Source organism: Bradyrhizobium genosp. SA-3, assembly GCF_004212635.1.
GTDB lineage: Bacteria > Pseudomonadota > Alphaproteobacteria > Rhizobiales > Xanthobacteraceae > Bradyrhizobium.
Genome location: NZ_PSRT01000020.1, coordinates 16,990 through 40,417, shown reverse-complemented (window position 1 = coordinate 40,417; position 23,428 = coordinate 16,990). Strand labels below are relative to the sequence as shown.

Here is a 23,428-nt window from a genome sequence, read left to right as displayed (position 1 = left end):
GCGGATAACTAGTCCGCGATCAGCCTTGCACCGACGGGCGGCCGATGCTCTCGTAGACGAAGCCGGCGGCTTCCATGTCCTCGGGGCGGTAGATGTTGCGGAGATCGACGACGACGGGCTTTGCCATGGTCGCCTTCAGCCGGCCGAGATCGAGCGCGCGGAACTGAACCCATTCGGTGACGATGACGAGCGCATCGGCACCTTGCGCGCAGCTATAGGCATCCTCGCAATAGGTGATGTTGGGCAGTTCGCCCTTGGCCTGCTCCATGCCGACGGGATCGAACGCCTTCACATTTGCACCCATGTCGATCAGGCCTGTCACCAGCGGGATCGACGGCGCATCGCGCATGTCGTCGGTGTCGGGCTTGAAGGTGAGGCCGAGCACCGCGATGGTCTTGCCGCGCAGCGAGCCGCCGAGCGCCTGGCTCACTTTGCGCGCCATCGCGCGTTTGCGGTTCTCGTTCACGGCCAAGACGGATTCGACGATGCGCAAGGAGACGTCGTAGTCCTGCGCGATCTTGATCAGCGCCTTGGTGTCCTTCGGGAAGCACGAGCCGCCGAAGCCGGGACCCGCATGCAGGAATTTGGTGCCGATGCGGTTGTCGAGGCCAATGCCGCGCGCGACCTCCTGGACGTTGGCGCCGGCTTTTTCGGAGAGATCGGCGATCTCGTTGATGAAGGTGATCTTGGTCGCCAGGAACGCGTTGGCGGCGTATTTGATCATCTCGGCGGTGCGGCGCGCGTGAACATCAGCGGCGCCTGGTTCAGCGACAGCGGACGATAGATGTCGCCCATCACCTTGCGGCCGCGCTCGTCGGAGGTGCCGACCACGACGCGGTCGGGGAATTTGAAGTCGCGGATCGCGGCACCCTCGCGCAGGAATTCGGGGTTGGAGGCGACGACGACGTCGGCTGACGGATTGGTCTCGCGGATGATGCGCTCGACCTCGTCGCCGGTGCCGACCGGCACGGTCGACTTCGTCACCACGACGGTGAAGCCGGTGAGCGATTGCGCGATCTCACGGGCGGCGGCGTAGACATAGGAGAGGTCAGCGTGGCCATCGCCGCGGCGCGACGGCGTGCCGACCGCAATGAAGACGGCATCGGCCTCCGCGACCGGCTTGGACAGGTCGGTGGTGAAATCCAGCCGCTTGGCTTTCACATTGTTCGCCACCAGCTCGTCCAGCCCGGGCTCGTAGATCGGGATTTCGCCGCGATGAAGGCCAGCGATCTTCTTCTCGTCCTTGTCGACGCAGGTGACGTCGTGACCGAAATCCGCAAAGCAGGCCCCGGACACCAGTCCCACATAGCCCGTGCCGATCATCGCGATGCGCATGAAAATCCCTGTTTTAGATTGGTTAATGAAACCCCGACGCGGGGCGGTTTAGCATTTTCCTGAGGGAAGAGAACAGTGGCGCATACAAAAAAGCGGTACGGAAATTGAACCGGTAAAGAAGTCTGAAACCGCAAGGCGCCACACTGCCCCGCTGACGGACAGGGACCGGCGGAACACGCCTCAAAAAGGGACACCATGGCACGATCAGGCACAATCGCTGCGACCGGGCGTTCCAAGGCCGCTTCTGCCGTGCGTGTCGACTGGGTCGACTACGCCAAGGGCATCTGTATCGTCATGGTCGTGATGATGCATTCGGTGCTCGGGGTCGAGTTCGCAGCCGGACAGACCGGCTTCATGCATGTCGCCGTGGCCTTCGCAAAGCCGTTCCGGATGCCGGATTTCTTCCTGATTTCGGGCCTGTTCCTGTCCCTGGTGATCGACCGGGACTGGCGAACCTATCTCGACCGCAAGGTGGTGCATTTCGCCTATTTCTATGTCGTCTGGGTGACAATCCAATTCGGCTTCAAGGCGCCGGCCTTCGCGGCGGAAACGAGCTGGCGCGACGTTGGCCTCTTGTACCTCGAATCCTTCATCGAGCCGTTCGGCACGCTGTGGTTCATCTATCTGCTGCCGATCTTCTTCGTCGTCACAAAACTGACACGCAAAATCCCGCCGCTCGCAATCTGGCTCGTCGCCGCCGCGCTGGAGGCGGCACGCGTCACGACCGGCTGGACCGTCATCGACGAGTTCTGCGCGCGCTTCGTTTATTTCTATTCAGGCTATCTGTTCGCGCCTTACGTGTTCGCCCTGTCGGATCGCGCACGGAAGCATCCGGCCCTTGCGCTTGCAGCACTCGCGACCTGGGCGCTGGTCAATGCCGGGCTGGTCACATTCGGCGCCAGCGAATGGAAGATCGTCTCGCTCGTTCTGGGCTTCGCCGGTGCCTGCGCCATCATCACGATCGGCACGCTGCTCGCGCGCGCGCAATGGCTGAATTTCCTCCGCTTCTGCGGCGAGCATTCGATCGTGATCTACCTCGCCTTCTTCCTGCCGATGGCGGCGACGCGGACGCTGCTGCTGCGCACGGGCATCATTGCCGATATCGGCGCGGTGTCGCTGGTCGTCACGGTTCTCGGCGTGCTCGGGGCGCTGGCGATCTGGCAGATGGCATTGCGGCTCAATGCGCACTTCCTGTTCGAGCGCCCGGACGCGTTCTGGATCGCGCCGAAGAAAACGGGGCCGGTGTTGCAGGCGGCGGAGTAGTGGAGCGACGTTCTCTCCACGCTGTCGTCCCGGCGAAGGCCGGGACCCATACTCCGAGAACCTTGCTGCGGCGGAAGATGGCAACTCCGAGTCTTCGCCAAACCACTTCCTGTGGTTATGGGTCCCGGCCCCCGTGCGCAATTGCGCACTAGGCCGGGACGACGATGAAGTGTGGGAATTGAGCCAAAAATCCGCCTTCCAAGGCTGTCAAAGCCCGCAAAAATTCATACATTGCGGCCATGCCCAAAACCTCCCCGAAGACCACTGTCAAAGCTGAAACCAAGGCTGCCGCGCCCAAGGCGGCCGCCGAGAGCAAATCCGCTGCTGCCAAGGCAGCTGCCAAGCCGGTCGCGGCGAAAGCGGCCGGCAAGGGCGACCATGTCTTCCTGGTCGACGGTTCCTCCTACATCTTCCGCGCCTATCACGCGCTGCCGCCGCTGAACCGCAAGTCAGATGGCCTCCAGGTCAATGCGGTGCTCGGCTTCTGCAATATGTTGTGGAAGCTCCTGCGCGACATGCCCGAGGACAACCGGCCGACGCATCTCGCCATCGTCTTCGACAAGTCGGAGATCACCTTCCGCAACAAGATCTATCCCGAATACAAGGCGCACCGGCCACCGGCGCCTGATGACCTGATCCCGCAATTCGCGCTGATCCGTGAAGCGGTGCGCGCCTTTGACCTGCCCTGCCTGGAACAGGTCGGGTTCGAGGCCGACGATCTGATCGCGACCTATGTGCGGCAGGCCTGCGAGCGCGGCGCGAGCGTGACCATCGTGTCCTCCGACAAGGACCTGATGCAACTCGTCACCGATTGCGTCACCATGTACGACACCATGAAGGACCGCCGCATCGGCATCCCCGAGGTAATCGAGAAATTCGGCGTGCCTCCGGAGAAGGTGGTGGAGGTGCAGGCGCTCGCCGGCGATTCCACTGACAACGTGCCTGGCGTGCCCGGCATCGGCGTCAAAACCGCGGCGCAGCTGATCACCGAATATGGCGACCTCGATCAATTGTTGTTCCGCGCCGGCGAGATCAAACAGCCGAAGCGGCGCGAAGCGTTGCTCGAGAACGCGGAGAAGGCACGGATCTCGCGGCAGCTCGTGCTGCTCGACGACAAGGTCGACCTCGAGGTGCCCCTCGACGACCTCGCCGTCCACGAGCCGGATGCACGCAAGCTGATCGCCTTCCTCAAGGCGATGGAATTCACGACGCTGACGCGGCGCGTCGCCGATTATTCGCAGATCGATCCCGCCAACGTCGATGCCGATCCCGGCTATGCCAAGGGCGCCAGCGTGTTCTCGCCGCTGCCGCCTTCGGACGTCGTGCCCCCGCCGGGCACAGGCGCGCCGGCGCAAGCTGCGCCGGGCCAACCCAACAAATCGGCGAGCAAGGAGGACAAGGCCGCGAGCCCGAAGGGGGCGCCGATCTCGCTCGCCGCCGCGCGCGAAGAGGCGCTGCGCAAGCTTCCAGTCGAGCGCGGCAAGTATCAGGCGATCAAGACGCTCAAAGAGCTCAACGCCTTCATCGCCCGCATCCATGACGTCGGCCACGTCGCGATCGAGACGAGAGCGAACTCAATTAATCCGATGCAGGCCGATCTCTGCGGCATCGCACTGGCGGTGGCGCCGAACGAGGCCTGCTATGTGCCGCTGGCGCACAAGCAATCCGGCGGCGGCGCCGGCCTGTTCGACGCGGGCCTGGCACTCGACCAGGTCAAGCACGACGACGCGATCCAAGCGCTGCGGCCGGTGCTGGAATCATCAGGCATTCTCAAGGTCGGCTTCGACGTCAAGTTCACCGCGGTGATGCTGGCACAGCACGGCATCACCTTGCGCAACATCGACGACGCGCAACTGATCTCCTACGTGCTCGACGCCGGCCGCGGCTCGCATGCGATCGAATCGCTGTCCGAGCGCTGGTTCGGCCATGCCATGCTGAAGGAGAACGAGCTGCTCGGCAGCGGCAAGGGCAGGATCACCTTCGACCAGGTGCCGATCGACAAGGCCGCACCGCTGTCGGCGGAAGGCGCCGACATCGCCCTGCGCGTCTGGCGCGTGCTGAAGCCGCGCCTCGTCGCCGAGCATATGACCACCATCTACGAGACGCTGGAGCGGCCGCTGGTATCCGTGCTCGCGCGCATGGAGCGGCGCGGCATCTCGATCGACCGCCAGGTGCTGTCGCGGTTGTCGGGCGAATTCGCCCAGACCGCAGCGCGGGTCGAGGCCGAGATCCAGGAGATCGCGGGCGAGCCCGTCAATGTCGGCAGCCCCAAGCAGATCGGCGACATCTTGTTCGGCAAGATGGGATTGCCCGGGGGCAGCAAGACAAAAACCGGCGCATGGTCGACCACCGCCCAGGTGCTCGATGAGCTCGCTGAGCAGGGCCACGACTTCCCGAAGAAGATTTTGGAGTGGCGCCAGGTTTCAAAGCTGAAATCGACCTATACCGACGCTCTGCCGACTTACGTCAATCCACAGACCCATCGCGTCCACACCACCTACGCGCTGGCCGCGACCACGACCGGCCGGCTGTCGTCGAACGAGCCGAACTTGCAGAACATCCCGGTGCGCACCGAGGACGGCCGCAAGATCCGCCGGGCCTTCGTTGCGACGCCCGGGCACAAGCTGGTCTCCGCCGACTATTCGCAGATCGAGCTGCGGCTGCTGGCCGAGATCGCCGACATTCCCGTGCTGAAGCAGGCGTTCCGCGACGGGCTCGACATTCACGCCATGACCGCGTCGGAAATGTTCGGCGTGCCGATCAAGGGCATGCCCAGCGAAATCCGCCGCCGCGCCAAAGCGATCAATTTTGGTATCATCTACGGCATCTCGGCGTTCGGCCTCGCCAACCAGCTCGGCATCGCGCGCGAGGAAGCCTCGGCCTACATCAAGAAATACTTCGAGCGCTTCCCCGGCATCCGCGCCTATATGGACGAGACGCGCGACTTCTGCCGCAGCCACGGCTACGTCACCACGCTGTTCGGCCGCAAATGCCACTACCCCGATATCAAGGCCTCCAACGCCTCGGTGCGCGCCTTCAACGAGCGCGCCGCGATCAACGCCCGGCTCCAGGGCACCGCCGCCGACATCATCCGCCGCGCCATGACGCGCGTGGAGGATGCGCTGGCCAAGAAGAAGCTGTCGGCGCAGATGCTGCTCCAGGTGCATGACGAATTGATCTTCGAGGTGCCCGACGCCGAGGTCGAGGCGACGCTGCCGGTCGTGCAGCACGTGATGCAGGACGCCCCGTTCCCGGCCGTGCTGCTGTCGGTGCCGCTGCACGTCGATGCGCGTGCCGCAACGAACTGGGACGAGGCGCATTGACAATGTGTCGTCCCGGCGAAGGCCGGGACCCATACCCCCAGGGAGAAGTTGTGGCGCGAGATGGTGGTTGGCAGCCTTCGCCAAACCTAATTCGGTGGCTATGGGTCCCGGCCCCCCGTGCGCAATTGCGCACTAGGCCGGGACGACCCAAGTGAGATGCAGCGCCGCTTGAATTGTCCTCCGAGCAATTGCGCGATGGCCCCACTTCGCCGCGCATATTAGAACCATCGCGTCCCCGCACCGGTTCGCCCATGCCCCACACATCCGCCCTGCTCGGCTTTGCCCTCGTCTGCCTTGGTCTCGTGCTCACGCCCGGGCCGAACATGATCTACCTGATCTCGCGCTCGATCACGCAGGGCCCAGTGGCGGGCATCGTCTCGCTCGGCGGCGTGGCGCTGGGCTTCGTGTTCTACATGCTGTGCGCGGCGTTCGGCATCACGGCGCTGCTGCTCGCCATTCCCTTCGCCTATGACGCGCTGCGCTTCGCCGGCGCCGGCTATCTGCTGTGGCTCGCCTGGCAGGCGGTGAAGCCGGGCGGGCGCTCGCCGTTCCAGGTCAGGAAGCTCGCGATCGACAGCCCGCGCAAATTGTTCGCGATGGGCTTCGTCACCAATTTGCTCAATCCGAAGATCGCGATGCTGTATCTGGCGCTGCTGCCGCAGTTCATCGATCCCACCGTCGGCAGCGTGCTGACGCAGTCGGTGGTGTTAGGGGCGATTCAGATCGCGATCAGCGTCAGCGTCAATGCGATGATCGCGCTCGCGGCCGGATCGATCGCGCTGTTCCTGGCGAGCCGGCCGAGCTGGATGCTGGTGCAGCGCTGGCTGATGGGCACGGTGCTGGCCGGGCTCGCGGTGCGGATGGCGGTGGAAGCGAAGAAGGTGTGAGCTTTCTTACCCCCTGGAGGGGAGGGTCGGCTCACATTGAGCGCAGCGAAATGTGAGACGGGGTGGGGTGAAGGTCCCTCCCCGTCCAACAGTGTCCGTGCAGAGAGATCACCCCACCCCGCTCGCGCTGCGCGCGATCGACCCTCCCCCTCCAGGGGAGGGTAAGCGAAAGATCAATCCAGCTTCGCTTCCATCCCCCGCTTCACGGCCGGCCGCGCCATCAGGGCGTCGTACCAGCGCTTGACGTTGGGGAAGTCGGCGAGGTCGACCTTGTGGCGCGGGTGGCGCCAGGCCCAGCCCAGGATGGCGAAATCGGCAACCGAGAGCTCGCCGGCGACGAAGTCGCGGCCCTCCAGCCGGCGGTCGAGCACGCCATAGAGCCGGCGCGTCTCCGCCATGAAGCGCTTCAGACCATAAGCGCGGTCCTGCTCGTTCTCGAGCGCGATGAAATGATGCACCTGGCCGGGCATCGGGCCGAAGCCGCCCATCTGCCACATCAGCCATTCATAGACGGGGATGCGCGCGGAAAGCGATTTCGGCAGGAATTTGCCGGTCTTTTCGCCGAGATAGAGCAGGATGGCGCCGGATTCGAAGATGCTGACGGGCTTGCCGTCGGGACCCTCGGGGTCGACGATCGCGGGGATCTTGTTATTGGGGGAAAGCTTGAGGAACTCCGGGGCCATCTGCTCACCCTTGGTGATGTTCACCGGGATCACCTTGTAGGGCAGTCCCATCTCCTCCAGCGCGACCGAGATCTTGCGGCCGTTCGGTGTGTTCCAGGTGTGCAGTTCGGCGGTCATGCCTTGCTTCCTTCCCCCTGACAGGTTCGGCCCTCACCTACTCCAGAAGGTTGCACCCCCACAACCGGCGGGCCGAGATGGCCGATCCCTGTTGACGGGAGACGCCCCCTCTGGAATGTCGCGGCGGTCGCGGATAAATTCCGCCTCCTCCAAAAACGCTGTTCGAGGGACCGCCGTGTCGAAATCAGCCTCCCGCGCCCGCCTGTTCGAAATCATCCGCCGGCGCTCCTTTGGCCGCGGCGAGGTGACGCTCGCGTCGGGCCGCAAGAGCGATTTCTACTTCAACCTGAAGCCGACCATGCTCGACCCCGAGGGCGCGACGCTGCTCGCCGAGCTCACTTACGAGGCGCTGAAGGACGACAAGCTCGATTTCATCGGCGGGCTCGAGATGGGCGCGGTGCCGCTGGCCGGCGCGCTGGCGCAGATCTCCTGGATCAAGGGCCATCCGATCGCGGCGTTCTTCGTGCGCAAGAAGCCGAAGGAACACGGCGCCAAGCTCGCGATCGAGGGCCTGCCCAAGGGCGAGACCTTGGCGGGCAAGCGCGTCGTGATCGTCGAGGACGTCACCACCACAGGCGGCTCGGCGATGAAGGCGGTGGAATCCGTGCGCGAGACCGGCGCCAATGTGGTGCTGGTGCTGACCATGGTCGACCGCGAGGAAGGCGCGACCGACACGTTCGGCGCGGCCGGCCTGCCGTTCCGCTCGCTCTACAAGGCGTCGGAGTTTTTGAAGGCTTGAGGCCGCGAAACAGCCGTGGCCGTCATGCGGGCGTGGCCCGGAAGCAACGATCTGCCGGAAGCTGTGCCCGGCCTCAAAGAGGTCACGGCCTCGACTTGAAACCGCCTCCGCTCAACTGCTCATTTACCATCCCGCTTTATGGTGAATCATGCGCCAAGACCTCGCTGGTCTCGGCCAGGTTCAGTAGCGTCCGTGGAGTGAGCGTTGCGTACAATCTCGTCCCATGCGCGCCGGCGGCGTCGCGCAATGCTTGTGGCCGCCAGCCTTGCAGCACCGCTGATCGCGGCCCCGGCTCCGGTTTCGGCCGAAGGCCTGTTCGACTTCTTCTTCGGTGGCCTGCAGCAGCAGCGCCCGCAGCGCGAGGTGCCGCAGCAGGCGAACTCCTACGCCGATCCCTTCACCGGCCAGCAGAATGCAGCAACCCCGCAATATGCGCCGCCGACCCGTTCGGCGGCGGCCGGCGGCTCCGGCCCGGCCTTCTGCGTGCGCAGCTGCGACGGCAAATATTTCCCGCTGATGCGCGGGCTCGTCGCGCCGGCGCAGATGTGTCAGGCGTTCTGCCCTGCCAGCGCGACGAAGGTCTATTTCGGCTCGTCGATCGAGGGCGCCGCGTCGCAGACCGGCGAGCGCTACGCCGACAGTGAGAATGCGTTCGCCTATCGCAAGGCGCTGCGCGCCGACTGTACCTGCAATGGGCGCGAGCCGGTGGGCCTCGCCCCGGTCGACCTCGCGCTGGATTCATCGCTGAAGGCCGGCGATGTGATTGCGACCGCCGACGGCCTCGTCGCCTATACCGGCATCCGTGTCGGCAACGATCAGGCTGCGGACTTCACCCCGGTTGCCTCCTATCCCGGCCTCACCGCGCAGGTCCGCGCGCGGCTCGGCGAGATGAAGGTGGCACCGGTGCGCGCCGAGACGGTCGCGGCGGATGCGCCGGCCGCGGAAATCGTGCGCGAGGCGCAGCCTGACGTGACGGTGCCGAAGACGCAGAAGCCGGCAAAGCGGGCGGGATTGGATTAGTCGCACCCGCCTACAACAAAGCCGTCATTGCGAGGAGCCCTTGCGACGAAGCAATCCAGAATCCCTCCGCGGAAGGATCCTGGATTGCTTCGCTTCGCTCGCAATGACGGAGGTTGCTGCACTACCGCCCGATGATCACCCCGATCACGTTCGGGGCCGCCAGATATTTCTGCTCGATTGCGGCGCGCGCAGCGGCGCGGTTTTCCGGCGTCAAGAGGCCGCGCTTCTCGGCCAGGATCATCCAGCAAAAGCCCCACCAATCGGTCAGCATGCCCTGGTCATCGACGAGGTCATAACCCTGCTCGGCCGCGAAGATGCGCGCATGCGCTTCGTCCAGCGTGTCGAGGAACAGATGGTCGTCGGTCGAAAACAGCTCGTCGCTGATGTCATCGATGGTGTAGCCCCAGATCGACTGGCACACCGTATTGAACTCGCGGTCGAACTGATCGTCATCGATCCTCTGGCGCCGCGCCGCCTGATGCAGTCGCGACAGCGACCGCGCGAAATCGGCGATCCGGGTGAGGGCAAATTGATCGAAGGCAATGGTGGACATGTAGTCCTCGCGAAGTCTGAACGACGCTAGATATTGTGTCGGCGCGATGCCGAATCACAATGATATATCAAAGACTTGCTAAAGTGTTCTTAATTTGTTCTGATGCCTCCACAATGTCGTCCCGGCGAAGGCCGGGACCCATAACCGCCGCTCTCGGACGTTTTCGGAAATGGGCGCCCAACGATGAACGCACCCGCAGCGTACTATGTCTACATTCTCGCGAGCCGGCGCTACGGCACGCTGTACATCGGCATCTGCAACGACCTCAACAATCGGCTGACATTGCATCGCTCTGGACGCGGTTCGAAGTTCGTCACGAAATATGGCGTGACACGACTTGTCTACGTTGAAACTTACACTTCGCCATCCGAAGCACGCGAGAAGGCACTGAAGGAATGGTGCCGCGACTGGAAGATTCGCTTGATCGAGCAGGAAAATCCGGATTGGCGCGATCTATCGCATCTCATTTGACAACGGTGGTTATGGGTCCCCGCCTTCGCCGGGACGACAACCCAGTGAAAGCCTTCGGCCAAACGAACGCTGTTTCCGCCGTACGACCCCCTCAATTCACCGCCGACATCAGCCTGTCTCCGCACGCGCTCGCATAAAACTTGCCGCCGCATTGGCGCTTGATGGCGGCGCAGCGGGCTGCTGGCGTTGTGTTTTGCGGGAGCGAGACGGCGCAGCTGAGGCCGTCGGCGCTGCGGCCCATTTTGCCGGCGGCGGAGGCGGCGGTGGAGACGCTGATGCAGATAACGAGCAGGGTCGCAGTGGCGATTTCGATCAGCAGTCTCATCAGAGGTCTCATGGGGTCTCCTCCACAGTGATGGCTGAATTGGCCGCCATTGTAGCAGCAAATCCGTGTTTCTCCGTGCTGGTCCGGGTTCCCAAATCGGCCCGTTCCTTGCATAAATTTGCATCAACGCAGTGCACGACCGCGCCAGCGATGGTTCCGGTGCAGGGGCATGACGCGTAGGGTGCGTAGTGTTCGTTCGACTAGGAAGTGACGGCCTTGCAAGATCAATCGTTCCAGCCAAATTTTCCTGCCCCCGGCCAGCCCATCGACGAGCTCGCGCTGGCTGAGATCAAGGGTGCGATCCTGGCGAAGCTGCGCCTTGCCATCGGCAAGGACGCGGGCATGGCGACCAGGCACGATTGGTACCAGGCCGCGGCGCTCGCGCTGCGTGACCGCATCGTGCATCGCTGGCTCACGGCGGAAAAGCGCAGCTACGACGCCGGGCGCAAGCGCGTCTATTATCTCTCGCTCGAATTCCTGATCGGCCGCCTCTTCACCGACGCGCTCAACAACATGGGGCTCCTGAAGATCTTCGAGGTCGCGCTCGGCGATCTCGGCGTGTCGCTGCCCGAGCTCCGCAAATGCGAGCCGGACGCGGCGCTCGGCAATGGCGGCCTGGGGCGGCTCGCCGCCTGCTTCATGGAAAGCATGGCGACGCTGTCGATCCCCGCGATCGGCTATGGCATCCGCTACGATTACGGCCTGTTCCGCCAGATCATCAATCAGGGCTGGCAGCAGGAATATCCGGACGAATGGCTGAGCTTCGGCAACCCCTGGGAGTTGCAGCGGCCGGAGGTGATCTACGACGTCAATTTCGGCGGCGGCGTCGAGCATGTCGACGACAAGGGCCGTGACCGCGCCATCTGGCACCCGGGCGAGACCGTGCAGGCGATCGCCTATGACACGCCGATCGTCGGCTGGCGCGGCCAGCACGTCAATGCGCTCCGCCTGTGGTCGGCGCGCTCGCCCGATCCGCTCAGGCTCGATGCCTTCAACAAGGGCGACTATGTCAGCGCCAGCGCCGAGCAGGCGCGCGCGGAGGCGATCTGCAAATTCCTCTATCCGAACGACGAGAGCCCGGCGGGCCGCGAGCTGCGGCTGCGCCAGGAATATTTCTTCGTCTCCGCCTCGCTCCAGGATCTGGTGAAACGGCATCTCGCCTCCGACGGCCAGCTCCGCAGCCTCGCCGGCAAGGTCGCGGTGCAGCTCAACGACACCCATCCGAGCCTCGCCGTCACCGAGCTGATGCGGATCCTCGTCGACCTCCACAATTTCCGCTGGGACGAGGCCTGGAAGATCACGGTCGCCACGCTCTCCTACACCAATCACACGCTGCTGCCCGAAGCGCTCGAGACCTGGCCGGTCGAGCTGTTCGAGCGGCTGTTGCCGCGGCATCTGGAGATCATCTATCGCATCAACGTGCAGCATCTGGCGCTCGCGGAGGCGCGCTGCCCCGGCGACATCGACTTCCGCGCTTCGGTCTCGCTGATCGACGAGAAGAGCGGCCGCCGCGTGCGCATGGGCCAGCTCGCCTTCGTCGGCTCGCACCGCATCAACGGCGTCTCGGCGATGCATTCCGACCTGATGCGCGAGACCGTGTTCCATGATCTCAACCATCTCTATCCCGGCCGCATCACCAACAAGACCAACGGCATCACCTTCCGCCGCTGGCTGATGCTGGCGAACCCGAAGCTGACCGATCTGTTGCGCGAGACCTGCGGCGATGCCGTGCTCGACGATCCCTCCCAGCTCAGCCTGATCGAAGCCCGCGCCAGCGACGTCGAATTCCAGAAGAAATTCCGCGCCGTCAAGCACGCCAACAAGGCGGCGCTGGCGCGGCTGATCGGCGAGCGGCTCGGCATCAAGGTCGATCCTGGCGCACTGTTCGACGTGCAGATCAAGCGCATCCACGAGTACAAGCGCCAGCTCCTCAACGTCATCGAGACGGTCGCGCTGTACCAGGCGATCAAGGACGATCCCAACGGCAATTGGGTGCCGCGGGTGAAGATCTTTGCCGGCAAGGCGGCGGCGAGCTATCGCTACGCCAAGCTGATCATCAAGCTGATCAACGACGTCGCCGAGGTCGTCAACAACGATCCCGCGATCGGCGGCAAGCTCAAGGTCGCCTTCCTGCCCGACTACAATGTCAGCCTGGCCGAAGTGATCATTCCCGCAGCCGACCTGTCCGAGCAGATCTCGACCGCCGGCATGGAAGCCTCCGGCACCGGCAACATGAAGCTGGCGCTGAACGGCGCCATCACCATCGGCACGCTCGACGGCGCCAATATCGAGATCCGCGACCATGTCGGCGCCGAGAACATCGCGATCTTCGGCCTGGAGGCCGGCGACGTGATGATCCGGCGCAAGCAGGGCCTGGATGCGTCCGACGTCATCCGTAATTCGCCGAAGCTCCAGCGTGCCATCAATGCGATCGGGACCGGCGAATTCTCAAACGGCGATCCCGGCCGCTTCGAATCCATCGCGCATGCGCTGCGCTATCTCGACCATTACATGGTCAGCGCCGATTTCGATTCCTATTACGAGGCGCAGCGCGCGATCGATGCGCGCTGGCAGGTGGCGCCGGCCTGGACGCGCGCGTCCATCCTCAACGTCGCGCGCATGGCGTGGTTCTCGTCCGACCGCACCATCCGCGAATACGCCGAGGAAATCTGGAACGTGCCGGTCAATCCGACCACGCCGCTGCTGCCAGATCTTCGCGACGTCGCAGGCTGATTTTCCGTGGCGTGAAATCGGCGTTACCTGCGAGGTTATTGCATATCGCGCGAAGGATGATGATATGATCATCATCATTTCCCAAACCGGCGCCAATGATACAGACGCCGCAGCCTCAACCGCCGTCATTGCGAGCACAGCGAAGCAATCCAGATTCTTTCCGCGGGGACAGTCTGGATTGCTTCGCTGCGCTCGCAATGAGCGTCGGGGAGATACCGAGGACCACCAATGCACGCCAAGCTCCCGCACCCGTTCGATGACGCCACCCGCGTCAGTGCCGGTGACTCCAGCTGGCAGGGGCACACCAGCGACGATTACTGGGCCTTTGTCGGCCCGTTCGGCGGCGCCACCGCCGCGACCATTTTGCGCGCGCTGATCGATCATCCCGAACGCGCCGGCGATCCGCTCGCGCTCACCGTCAATTACTGCGCACCGATCGCCAAGGGGCCGTTCGATCTCGATTTGCGGCTGGTGAAGGCCAACCGCTCCAGCCAGCATTGGAGCGTCGAGCTCAGCCAAGGCGGCGGCGAGGTCGCAACGCTCGCCACCGCCGTGTTCGCCGAGCGTCGGCCGTCCTGGGAGCACGGGGTGGCGAAGTGCCCAGACGCCAAGCCGTTCGAACAGACGCTGCCATTCCCGAAGATCGCGGCGTCCTGGGCCAACCAGTATGAATTCCGCTTCGTCGAGGGCGAGATGCGGATCGGCCCGCCGCAGACCGAGCCCGCCAGCACCTATTCGAAGATCTGGATCAGCGACCGCACGCCGCGCAAGCTCGACATGCTGTCACTGATGTCGATGTCGGATGCCTTCTTCGGCCGCATCTTCCACGCGCGGCGCGAGCTGGTGCCGTTCGGCACAGTGTCGCTGACGACGTATTTCCACACCGATGCCGAAGAGCTGGCGGCGGAAGACATCACGCGCGTGCTCGCGACCGCGGACGCCAAGATCTTCCACAAGAGCTATGGCGATCAGAACGGCGAGCTGTGGTCACCGAACGGCAGATTGCTCGCGACCACGACGCAGATCGCCTATTTCAAGGCGTAGCTGCTCTCGCAGGCTCGTCATTGCGAGCGCAGCGAAGCAATCCAGACTGTCTCCGCGGAGGGATTCTGGATTGCTTCGCTGCGCTCGCAATGACGGTGGAGAGATATCGCGCAAAGCAATAAGGGCGGCCTCGCGGCCGCCCTTTTGTATTCCGTTTCGAGAGCCAAGTTACTCCGCTGCGAGCTTCACGTCCGGCGCAGCGGCGCGCACCTCGGCGTCGACCTGGGCTTCGAACTTGGCGAAGTTCTTCTGGAACATGCCGACCAGCGCGCGGGCGGTCTTGTCGAACTCGTCCTTGTCCTTCCAGGTGTTGACCGGGTTGAGGATTTCGCTCGGCACGCCCGGCAGGGCGGTCGGGACCGCGAAGCCGAAATATTTGTCGGTGCGGAATTCGACGTTGCGAAGCGAGCCGTCGAGCGCGGCGGTGAGCAGCGCGCGCGTCACCTTGATCGGCATGCGGGAGCCGACACCATACTTGCCGCCGGTCCAGCCGGTGTTGACCAGCCAGCAGTCGACATTGTGCCGGGCGATGAGGTCACGCAGCATGTTGCCGTAGACGCTGGGGTCGAGCGGCAGGAAGGGCGAGCCGAAGCAGGTCGAGAATTCCGGCTGCGGTTCGTTGCCGAGGCCGCGCTCGGTGCCGGCCACCTTGGCGGTGTAGCCGGACAGGAAGTGATACATCGCCTGCGCCGGCGAGAGCTTTGCGATCGGCGGCAGCACGCCGAAGGCGTCGGCGGCGAGCATCACCACGTTCTTCGGCTGCGGCGCACGGCCGGTGCGCGAGGCGTTCGGAATGAAATCGAGCGGGTACGCCGAGCGCGTGTTCTCGGTCTTGGAGCCGTCGTCGAAATCGACGATGCGGGTGTCTTCGTCGAGCACGCAATTCTCGAGCACCGCACCGAAGCGCGTCGATGCAGCAAAGATCTCGGGCTCGGCTTCCTTCGACAGCTTGATGCACTTGGCATAGCAGCCGCCTTCGAAATTGAATACGCCGTTCGGGCCCCAGCCGTGCTCGTCGTCGCCGATCAGGGTGCGGTTGGGATCAGCCGACAGCGTGGTCTTGCCGGTGCCTGATAGCCCGAAGAAGATCGCGGTGTCGTCGTTGGCGCCGACATTGGCCGAACAGTGCATCGGCATCACGCCGCGCTCGGGCAGGTAATAGTTCAGCGTGGTGAAGACCGACTTCTTCATCTCGCCGGCATAATAAGACCCGCCGATCAGGACGATCTTGCGGGCGAAATCGATCGCGACGACGTTCTCCGAGCGGCAGCCGTGACGTTTGGGATCGGCGCGGAAGCTCGGCATGTCGATGATGGTAAGCTCCGGCGTAAAGCTCGACAGCTCGACGGCCTCGGGGCGGATCAGCAGCGTGCGGATGAACAGCGAGTGCCAGGCGAGTTCGGTGAAGACACGTGTCTTGATCCGGTAGGCCGGATCGGCGCCGCCATAGAGGTCCTGCGCGAACAGCGTCTTGCCTTCGGCGTGTTTGAGGAAATCCTGATAGAGCGTCTCGAACTGCTCCGCGGTGATCGATTGGTTGCCGGCCCACCACATCTTCTTGTCGGTGGTGGCGTCACGCACCGTGAACTTGTCCTTCGGGCTGCGGCCGGTGAACTCGCCGGTGTCGGCGCAGAGTGCACCGTCGGCGGACAGCACCGCCTCGCCTGCCGAGAGCGAGTATTGATAGAGTTGTGGCGCACCGAGGTTCCAGTGAACCTGCTTGAGATTCTTTAAGCCGAATTTGTCGGCGCCGAAGGCACCGTTGCGCACGCCCGTCTCTTGCACGAAAAAATCCTCCTAGAACCCGCGACACTTAGCGCGACCAAACCTTGGCGCCCTCGCGGTCACCGTGAATATAGGCCATTTAGCCTCGGTTGGGCGACCTAATACTGATGAACGCCGGCGTTGCCAAGCTGATCCCGTAGGATTTGGTTTATTCAAAGACCGCGCCAAACGTCGCGCATGTCAGCTCTGAGCAGGCGCATTCAAAAAGTTCGAATGATCGCGCAACCAAACGCGCATTTGCGCGTTACTCCCGGTTATTGCGACGCACAATGCCCGACGTGGCTTCCTATCTTACCTCACCTTCGCCGATGAGTGCGAACGGCCCCCACATCGCAGGGTAGGCGTTGCGCGGGGACGAAGCGTCGTTGAGATAAGTTAGCATCGCGCGGCGCAAGGCTTCGGCGCGACCGATCTTCGGTTCGTTCTTGAGCAGCTCGAACGTCGACGTGGTCAAGCGCGTGGCAGCTTCCGAATCCACCGCCCAATGCGAGACCAGGAGAGCACGGGCACCGGCATAAAAGAACGAACGCGCCAATCCCGACAGGGCTTCAGCGCCCGGCTTGTCGCCCGCGATGGTGTTGCAGGCCGACAGCACAACCCAATCCGCATTGAGCTTGAGCTGGGCCACTTCGCTCGCGGTGAGCAGGCCGTCGTCGAGCTCCGATGGCTGATCGGGAATGGAGAGTGCAAGCGAGGGCTCACCCAGTCCCTTGATGTCGCCGGCGACAAGGCCGTGGGTGGCAAAGTAGATGATGCCATATTGAGCAAGCGCTGCACGCTTGAGCGTCGTTTCGCTGGCGTCGCGACCGAGATGGATGTCGGCATCGGTCGCGCCGACATCCCTCGCCACCGCGTTCAGCTCGTCCGCAGTATCCGGCAGTTGCGGCAGCGCCTGCGCCAGCCGCGCACGATCGACGCCGGCACCGCGCCAGAAGTCGGTATAGGCGATGGTCGCGATGCTGCGCGCTGCGACCTTGCCGCTTGCGGCACGACGCTCGGCCGGCCCCTCCAGCGCAGGGTTGAACACGGGATCGCCGAAGCCGGTCATCGGCTTGATGCCTTGATCGCTGCGCGCAAAGGCGCGCAGCGATTTCAGGCTGATCACCGACGGCAGCACCGAGACGGCCTGGCGCCGCAACAGCCAGGCGGCGCTGCGATAGCCTTCGAGCCTGTCCGGGATCGCCGCTCGCGGCTTCTCCGTGACCAGCAGATGAAACGGCAACGCGGTCAGCGCCGCCGACGGCACGACCAACAAATTGCGTTTGTCTTTTGTCAGCGCCTCCACCGGACCAAGCAGCGCGGCATAGAGCTCGTTCGCGAGCGCAAGGTCGAACAATCCGGCTTTGCCGGAGGCATCGTGCGCCTTGCCGACGTCTAATCCCCGACGGAAGGCGGACACTTTCTGCGCCAGCGCATCAGCGCCGAGCGGGATCTCCTTCCAGTCGACGCCGTCGCGGGTGATCGCGATGACGTAGCTCTGCTTGTCGACGATCGAATAAAGCACCATCGCCTCGTCGGCCGACAGCAATGCCTGAATGTCCTTCACCGCCAGCGGCAGCGGGTTGGAGAGCGAAGAATAGTGGGGAAACTCGACCGCGAGGGTCTTCTGCAATCCGCTGCGCTCGCTCGCGATTGCCGCGATCCGCGCGCGGCTGCGCTGTTCGGCCACGCGGTCGCGCTGAGCGGAAGGCTTCGACACCGCAGTGATGATCGCCTTGTCGAGCGCGTCGGACTCGGCCGCGAGATCCTGATCTTTGCGCACGAGCTCGGCGAGCCGGTCGCTGCCGGCGGCCAACCGCACCGCGAGCTTGTTCACGGCGGCGGCGGCAGAGGATTGCGTGCCGCGCTGGATCGCCGCGAGCGCCTCGTCCAGCGCCTTGTCGTCCGGCAGGAGACGCTGCTGCCGCGCGGAAAACAGGATCGGCAATACGACGCGTAACTGCGCACGATTGTTGGCGAGCGTCTTTTCTGCGAGCGGCAAGGCGTCGGCAGTCCGCCCGGACATCTGGAGGAAATAGGCGAAATTGCTGGTCGAGATTGCGGCGTCAGGGTGATCGGCGCCGAATGCGCGCTCACGGATCGCCAGCGCGCGGCAATACAGCGGCTCGGCCTCGACATAGCGCTGCTGGTGCTGATAGAGACCCGCGAGATTGTTCAGCGAGCGGGCGACGTCGGGATGCTCCGGCCCCAGCACTTTCTCGCGGATCGCGAGCGAGCGCTTGATCGGCGCTTCGGCATCAGCATCGCGATTGAGGTCGCGATCGACCTGACCGATGTTGTTCAGGACGGTCGCAACCGCGGGATGCTCGGGCCCGGCTGCTTTCTGGTAGATCGCAAGCGCCCGCTGGAACAGCGGCTCGGCGTCGGCAAAATGCTCCTGCTTGACATAGAGCGTGGCCAGATTGTTGAGGGCCTGGCCGACATCGGGGTGCTCACGCGGCAAGCTCTTTTCGCGCACGGCGAGCGCGCGCTTGAACAGCGGCTCGGCCTCGGCGAAGCGGCCCTGCCGCTGATACAGCGCGGCGAGATTTGTCAGTTCGGCCGCGACCAATGGAGTGTCGAGGCCGAGCGACTTTTCCATCAATGCAATCGCGCGCTTGTAGAGCGGCTCGGCCAGATCGTCTCGGCCCTGGCCGGCATGGACCTGACCGAGATTGTTGAGAGCAGCGGCGAGTTCACGGCCGTTGTCGCTCTTCTCGAGGCTCGCAACCGTCGCCTGCGCGAGCGGGAGCGCTTCCGAATACTTGCCGGCAGCCATGAGCGCGTTGATCCTGGCGCCCTGCGCGGCAAGATTGCCCTTCTGGGCAAGAGCAGCCGTGGGCAGCAATGCGCTCGCCGCGAGCGCGAGGCCTGCGATCAGCGCCACTCGATTCCATCTTGCCATGAACACTCTCGCTGCCGCCGTCGGACCGATCACGGTCTTGGGTCGCAGCGATCAGCGGCGACGTTCAAAATGTTTCGCCCTGGTCCATCTTCTTGCGCGCCTCACCTGCGAGGCGGACCAGCATCTTGCGCAGTGCCGTGCCATCCGTCACCCGCTCCGGGAACTCCAGCCGCAGCGCGGTCTGATCCATCTGCATGTCGAGGCCTTCCGGATCGCAGCCGGTGCAGCGCCAGTCGCCCTCGGCCGCGCCGAGCAGCCTTGTGGCATAGAGGTTCATGGCGTCGCGATGGTCGGCATTCATGTGCTCGACGGCGCCCTGTTCCGCCGCCAGCAGATCCTCGGCACCGGTGAGGTCCGTGAGGAACTGCTCGGGCTTGAGGTCGACGATCCGGCCGAAGCCGGCAACCAGATGGGTTCCCGTGGGTCGGATCCGGAAGAAGGAGAAATCCTTAAACGAAACAAAGCCTTCCGCCGAGGGATGGGCATTGAGATACCGTCGCTGGAGCAACTCCTTGTCGGCATCGGCCTGTTCGGCCCGGCCGGACAGCATGATCCGGGCTCCTTCCAGGGGATCGCCGGCCGCGCGCTCGTCCAGCATCAGCGAGATCCGACTGTCCGCCAAGATGTTCCGGGTATGCACCGCGAGGCGCGAGATCAGCAGGATCGGCGAGCCATCGGGATGGCTCGCCAGATTGACCAGGGAACAATAGGGATCGCCGCTGCCGGCCATCAGGGTTGCCAGCGCCCCCTGCCGCGACCGTCGCAGCAGCGATTTGGCGAGTTTCGCGGGGTCGAAATCCGGGGTCGGTTGCATCGGCTTTCTCGGGGTCAGGTGGTTGCAAGGGAGGCCTTTTTTCGGGTAAACGGGGGCCAGGTTATGGGTCGAGACGCGGCGGATCTGCCGCGTTTCGTGGAACTTGGTCACACTTCAGCCTAGCTTGCATTGCTCGGTGACAAGGTTCGTATGCCGAGTTCGGCACCCATTGTATGCGGCGCATCACTGGATTGCTCGCCGTTTCAAGCCACGACCCAAACGGAAAGCAGAAAGCAGAGGCTCATGCCCACAATCGCTTTGGTCGACGACGACCGCAACATTCTCACATCCGTCTCGATCGCGCTGGAAGCCGAAGGCTACCGCATCATGACCTACACCGACGGTGCCTCCGCGCTTGACGGTTTTCGCACCACCCAGCCCGATCTCGCCATCCTCGACATCAAGATGCCGCGCATGGACGGCATGGAGACGCTGCGGCGTCTGCGGCAGAAATCGGACCTGCCAGTGATCTTCCTGACCTCCAAGGACGAAGAGATCGACGAGTTGTTCGGCCTCAAGATGGGCGCCGACGACTTCATCCGCAAACCGTTCTCGCAGCGCCTTTTGGTCGAGCGCGTCAAGGCGGTGCTGCGCCGCTCGGCGCCCAAGGACCCGACCGTCGCGCCGAAGGAGAACGATGCCAAGGCGCTCGACCGGGGCCTTTTGCGCATGGATCCGGAACGGCATACCTGCACCTGGAAGAACGAGCCGGTGACGCTGACCGTCACCGAATTCCTGATCCTCCAGGCGCTGGCGACCCGGCCCGGCGTGGTGAAGAGCCGCAACGCGCTGATGGATGCGGCCTATGACGACCAGGTCTATGTCGACGACCGCACCATCGACAGCCACATCAAGCGGCTCCGCAAGAAGTTCAAGGTGGTCGACAACGAGTTCGAGATGATCGAGACGCTCTACGGCGTCGGCTACCGCTTCAAGGAAGCCTGAGGCGGCAGGCAGCTTCACCAAAGACGAGAGCATCGCCGGTTCTGATTCCATCGGGACCGGGATCGCTCTAGGATGCGGGGACCTTCTCAACGAGCTGTCCTAACGCGGGCATAAGCATTGCTTGACCGAACGCAGCCTGATCCAAACCAGAGCGCCGAGGATGTCGCATCCCACGGCGTTCCGGAGCACGTTGCCGAAGACAAGCCGCAGGGTTGGCGGCCGCTGAACTGGTTGAAGCGCGCCGGGCAGTTCTTCTTCGCGCTGTCCTTCTCGAGCCTGACCCGCCGCATCGTCTCCCTCAACCTCGCCGGCCTCGTCGCGCTGGTCGCCAGCATCCTGTATCTATCGCAATTCCGCGCCGGCCTGATCGACGCGCGGGCTCAGAGCCTCCTGGTGCAGGCCGAGATCATCGCCGGCGCCATCGCGGCCTCAGCGACCGTGCAGACCAACGCCATCACCATCGACCCCGACCGGCTGCTTGATCTGAAGCCGGGCGAGACCTATGGCGGCTCGGACGAATATTCGCCGCTGGACTTCCCGATCAATCCGGAGCGCGTGGCGCCGGTGCTGCGCACGCTGATCTCGCCGACCAAGACGCGCGCGCGCATCTACGATCCGAACGGCAGCCTGCTGGTCGACAGCCGCAACCTCGAAAACGTGCTGCGCTACAACCTGCCGCCACCGGCCGAGAAGCCCGGCATCGTCGAGCGCGGCATGGTCGCGGTGCGGACCTGGCTGAACCGCGGCGACCTGCCGCTCTACCGCGAGCTCGGGCCCGAGAATGGCAATGGTTATGCGGAGGTGGGCGACGCACTCCAGGGCCAGAAGCGCTCGATGGTGCGGGTCAATGCACGCGGCGAGGTGATCGTCTCGGTCGCGGTCCCCGTGCTGCGCTCGCGTGCCATCCACGGCGCCTTGATGCTGTCGACCCAGGGCGACGACATCGACCAGATGGTCACCGCCGAGCGCCTCGCCATCCTGAAGGTCGGCGGTGTTGCCGCAACGGTCATGATCATGCTGTCGCTGCTGCTTGCCAGCACGATCGCAGGTCCGGTGCGCCGGCTCGCCGACAGCGCCGAGCGCGTCCGCCGCCGCATCAAGGCCCGCATCGAGATCCCCGATTTCACCCGCCGCCGCGACGAGATCGGCCACCTCTCCGGCGCGCTGCGCGACATGACCAGCGCGCTCTACAGCCGCATCGAGGCGATCGAGATGTTCGCCGCCGACGTCGCCCATGAACTGAAGAACCCGCTGACCTCGCTGCGCTCTGCGGTCGAGACGCTGCCGCTGGCGCGCAACGAGACCAGCCGCGCACGCCTGCTCGAGGTGATCGAGCACGACGTCAAGCGGCTCGACCGTCTGATCTCGGACATCTCGGACGCCAGCCGGCTCGATGCCGAATTGCAGCGCCAGGATGCGATCCCGGTCGACTTGCGCCGCCTGCTGACGACGCTGGCGTCCGTCGCCAACGAGACCAAGCTCGGCCACGACGTCGCGGTCGAGACCCGCTTCGAGGGCCGCAGCCCGACCGACACGTTCGCCGTGACTGGCCACGATTCACGGCTCGGACAGGTCGTCTCCAACCTGCTGTCCAACGCGCAATCGTTCTCGCAAGCCGGCAGCAAGGTGCGCCTCACCTGCCGCCGCGCGCGCGGCGAGATCGAGATCGTGATCGACGACGACGGCCCCGGCATCCGCGACGACGCGCTGGAGCGCATCTTCGAGCGCTTCTACACCGACCGTCCGCATCAGGGCTTTGGCCAGAACTCCGGCCTCGGATTGTCGATCTCCAAGCAGATCGTCGATGCCCATGGCGGGCGCATCTGGGCCGAGAACCGCGCAGGCCCGCTCGATGCCGACGGCGCGCCGACGGTCACGGGCGCGCGCTTCGTGGTGAGGCTGCCGGCGCTATGAGCGACGGCGGCCCCAGCGTGCACGCCTCCGCCGTCAAGGTCGGGAATTTTGCCGTGCTGATCCGCGGTCCCTCGGGCTCCGGCAAGTCGCGCCTTGCCTTCGATTTAATCATGGCGGGCCGGTCGGGCCTGATCGAAAGGGCCGTTCTGGTCGGAGATGACCGTGTCCATCTGGCGACAGTCGGCCAGGAAATTGAAGTCCGCCCCGCTCCGGTATTGGCCGGCCTGATCGAGATCCGGGGCTTGGGAATCCGCCGCTGCGACTTCGTGGAGCATGCGACCGTCGGCCTCGTGGTCGATCTGGACGCGGCGGACGCCGAGCGCCTGCCTGCGACAGAATCGCTGAAAACCAGCATTTCTGGTGTCGAAATACCGCGAATCCCTGTTAGCCGCGGCTATTCGCCCCTCCCATTGGTTGTTGCGGCCTTGACCACTACCAAGAGTTCATCTTCCGTTAAGCCCTCAGCCGATTGTTTGAAGGGAAATGGTAACCATATGAACCCCACTATCGCGACCGAATAGACCGGCGCAGCTCCCCTCATCCATCCGTCTAGATTCAGGGAGATACGCAACATCCCCTCTTGCGCAGGGGCT

The 23,428-nt window shown here is 64.2% G+C and carries 17 protein-coding genes and 1 pseudogene; 11 read left to right on the top strand and 7 right to left on the bottom strand.

The genetic code is table 11. The features are described 5' to 3' along the window. Nucleotides 1-19: 19 nt before the first annotated feature. Nucleotides 20-1,335: pseudogene (locus tag CWO91_RS09145) on the bottom strand (UDP-glucose dehydrogenase family protein). A 195-nt stretch (nucleotides 1,336-1,530) separates the two neighbouring features. Here CWO91_RS09145 and CWO91_RS09140 point away from each other — a divergent pair. The 3 genes from CWO91_RS09140 (at nucleotide 1,531) to CWO91_RS09130 (ending at nucleotide 6,808) form a co-directional block, all read left to right on the top strand. Next, nucleotides 1,531-2,598 carry an acyltransferase family protein gene (locus tag CWO91_RS09140; protein ID WP_130213175.1) on the top strand — a complete coding sequence of 356 codons (1,068 nt, stop codon included), beginning with the start codon at nucleotides 1,531-1,533 and terminating at the stop codon, nucleotides 2,596-2,598. Between the two features lie 239 nt (nucleotides 2,599-2,837). Next, complete coding sequence (polA, locus tag CWO91_RS09135; protein WP_130213174.1) at nucleotides 2,838-5,921, top strand: DNA polymerase I; 3,084 nt, start codon at nucleotides 2,838-2,840, stop codon at nucleotides 5,919-5,921. A gap of 251 nt (nucleotides 5,922-6,172) precedes the next feature. Further along, nucleotides 6,173-6,808, top strand: coding sequence for a LysE family translocator (locus CWO91_RS09130; protein ID WP_130213173.1), 636 nt, complete (start codon nucleotides 6,173-6,175; stop codon nucleotides 6,806-6,808). A 173-nt stretch (nucleotides 6,809-6,981) separates the two neighbouring features. On the opposite strand, the gene CWO91_RS09125 is transcribed toward CWO91_RS09130, so the two are convergent. Further along, on the bottom strand, nucleotides 6,982-7,608 hold the full coding sequence (locus CWO91_RS09125; protein ID WP_130213172.1) for a glutathione S-transferase family protein: 627 nt from the start codon (nucleotides 7,606-7,608) through the stop codon (nucleotides 6,982-6,984). Between the two features lie 175 nt (nucleotides 7,609-7,783). Between CWO91_RS09125 and pyrE the strand changes: the two genes are divergently transcribed. After that, nucleotides 7,784-8,347 (top strand): orotate phosphoribosyltransferase, encoded by a 564-nt coding sequence (gene pyrE / locus CWO91_RS09120; RefSeq protein WP_091885388.1) that lies wholly within the window; start codon nucleotides 7,784-7,786, stop codon nucleotides 8,345-8,347. 246 nt (nucleotides 8,348-8,593) lie between these two features. Further along, entirely contained in the window at nucleotides 8,594-9,367 is a 774-nt protein-coding gene (locus tag CWO91_RS09115) for a DUF2865 domain-containing protein (RefSeq protein WP_130213171.1), read from the top strand. Nucleotides 9,368-9,488: 121 nt separating this feature from the next. Here CWO91_RS09115 and CWO91_RS09110 read toward each other — a convergent pair whose 3' ends face one another. Next, on the bottom strand, nucleotides 9,489-9,920 hold the full coding sequence (locus tag CWO91_RS09110) for a hypothetical protein (protein ID WP_130213170.1): 432 nt from the start codon (nucleotides 9,918-9,920) through the stop codon (nucleotides 9,489-9,491). A 183-nt stretch (nucleotides 9,921-10,103) separates the two neighbouring features. On the opposite strand from CWO91_RS09110, the gene CWO91_RS09105 reads away from it, so the two are divergent. Beyond that, on the top strand, nucleotides 10,104-10,391 hold the full coding sequence (locus CWO91_RS09105; RefSeq protein ID WP_130213169.1) for a GIY-YIG nuclease family protein: 288 nt from the start codon (nucleotides 10,104-10,106) through the stop codon (nucleotides 10,389-10,391). A 91-nt stretch (nucleotides 10,392-10,482) separates the two neighbouring features. On the opposite strand, the gene CWO91_RS09100 is transcribed toward CWO91_RS09105, so the two are convergent. Then, nucleotides 10,483-10,716, bottom strand: a complete 234-nt coding sequence (locus CWO91_RS09100; protein WP_130213168.1) for a hypothetical protein — start codon at nucleotides 10,714-10,716, stop codon at nucleotides 10,483-10,485. A 216-nt stretch (nucleotides 10,717-10,932) separates the two neighbouring features. Between CWO91_RS09100 and CWO91_RS09095 the strand changes: the two genes are divergently transcribed. Together CWO91_RS09095 and CWO91_RS09090 are read left to right on the top strand one after the other, a co-directional pair. After that, complete coding sequence (locus CWO91_RS09095; RefSeq protein WP_165405319.1) at nucleotides 10,933-13,449, top strand: glycogen/starch/alpha-glucan phosphorylase; 2,517 nt, start codon at nucleotides 10,933-10,935, stop codon at nucleotides 13,447-13,449. Between the two features lie 228 nt (nucleotides 13,450-13,677). Next, nucleotides 13,678-14,493: an acyl-CoA thioesterase gene (locus tag CWO91_RS09090; protein WP_130213166.1), complete on the top strand. Its 816-nt coding sequence runs from the start codon at nucleotides 13,678-13,680 to the stop codon at nucleotides 14,491-14,493. Between the two features lie 168 nt (nucleotides 14,494-14,661). Here the strand turns inward: CWO91_RS09090 and CWO91_RS09085 are convergent, their stop codons facing one another. The 3 genes from CWO91_RS09085 to CWO91_RS09075 all read right to left on the bottom strand — a co-directional run bounded on the left by CWO91_RS09085 (nucleotide 14,662) and on the right by CWO91_RS09075 (nucleotide 19,976). After that, a complete protein-coding gene (locus CWO91_RS09085; RefSeq protein WP_130213165.1) occupies nucleotides 14,662-16,278 on the bottom strand; it encodes a phosphoenolpyruvate carboxykinase in 1,617 nt (538 codons plus the stop codon). Nucleotides 16,279-16,564: 286 nt separating this feature from the next. Next, nucleotides 16,565-19,162 (bottom strand): CHAT domain-containing tetratricopeptide repeat protein, encoded by a 2,598-nt coding sequence (locus tag CWO91_RS09080; protein ID WP_130213164.1) that lies wholly within the window; start codon nucleotides 19,160-19,162, stop codon nucleotides 16,565-16,567. Nucleotides 19,163-19,226: 64 nt separating this feature from the next. Further along, complete coding sequence (locus CWO91_RS09075) at nucleotides 19,227-19,976, bottom strand: HugZ family protein (protein ID WP_130213163.1); 750 nt, start codon at nucleotides 19,974-19,976, stop codon at nucleotides 19,227-19,229. Between the two features lie 243 nt (nucleotides 19,977-20,219). Here CWO91_RS09075 and CWO91_RS09070 point away from each other — a divergent pair, with 243 nt between their 5' ends. From CWO91_RS09070 to CWO91_RS09060, 3 genes are all read left to right on the top strand, one after another. Continuing rightward, complete coding sequence (locus tag CWO91_RS09070) at nucleotides 20,220-20,921, top strand: response regulator transcription factor (protein WP_008542552.1); 702 nt, start codon at nucleotides 20,220-20,222, stop codon at nucleotides 20,919-20,921. A 117-nt stretch (nucleotides 20,922-21,038) separates the two neighbouring features. Next, nucleotides 21,039-22,835 (top strand): sensor histidine kinase, encoded by a 1,797-nt coding sequence (locus tag CWO91_RS09065; RefSeq protein ID WP_130213162.1) that lies wholly within the window; start codon nucleotides 21,039-21,041, stop codon nucleotides 22,833-22,835. After that, a complete protein-coding gene (locus CWO91_RS09060) occupies nucleotides 22,832-23,356 on the top strand; it encodes an HPr kinase/phosphorylase (protein ID WP_130213161.1) in 525 nt (174 codons plus the stop codon). The genes CWO91_RS09065 and CWO91_RS09060 overlap by 4 nt, the downstream gene beginning before the upstream one ends. The last annotated feature ends 72 nt before the right edge of the window (nucleotides 23,357-23,428 follow it).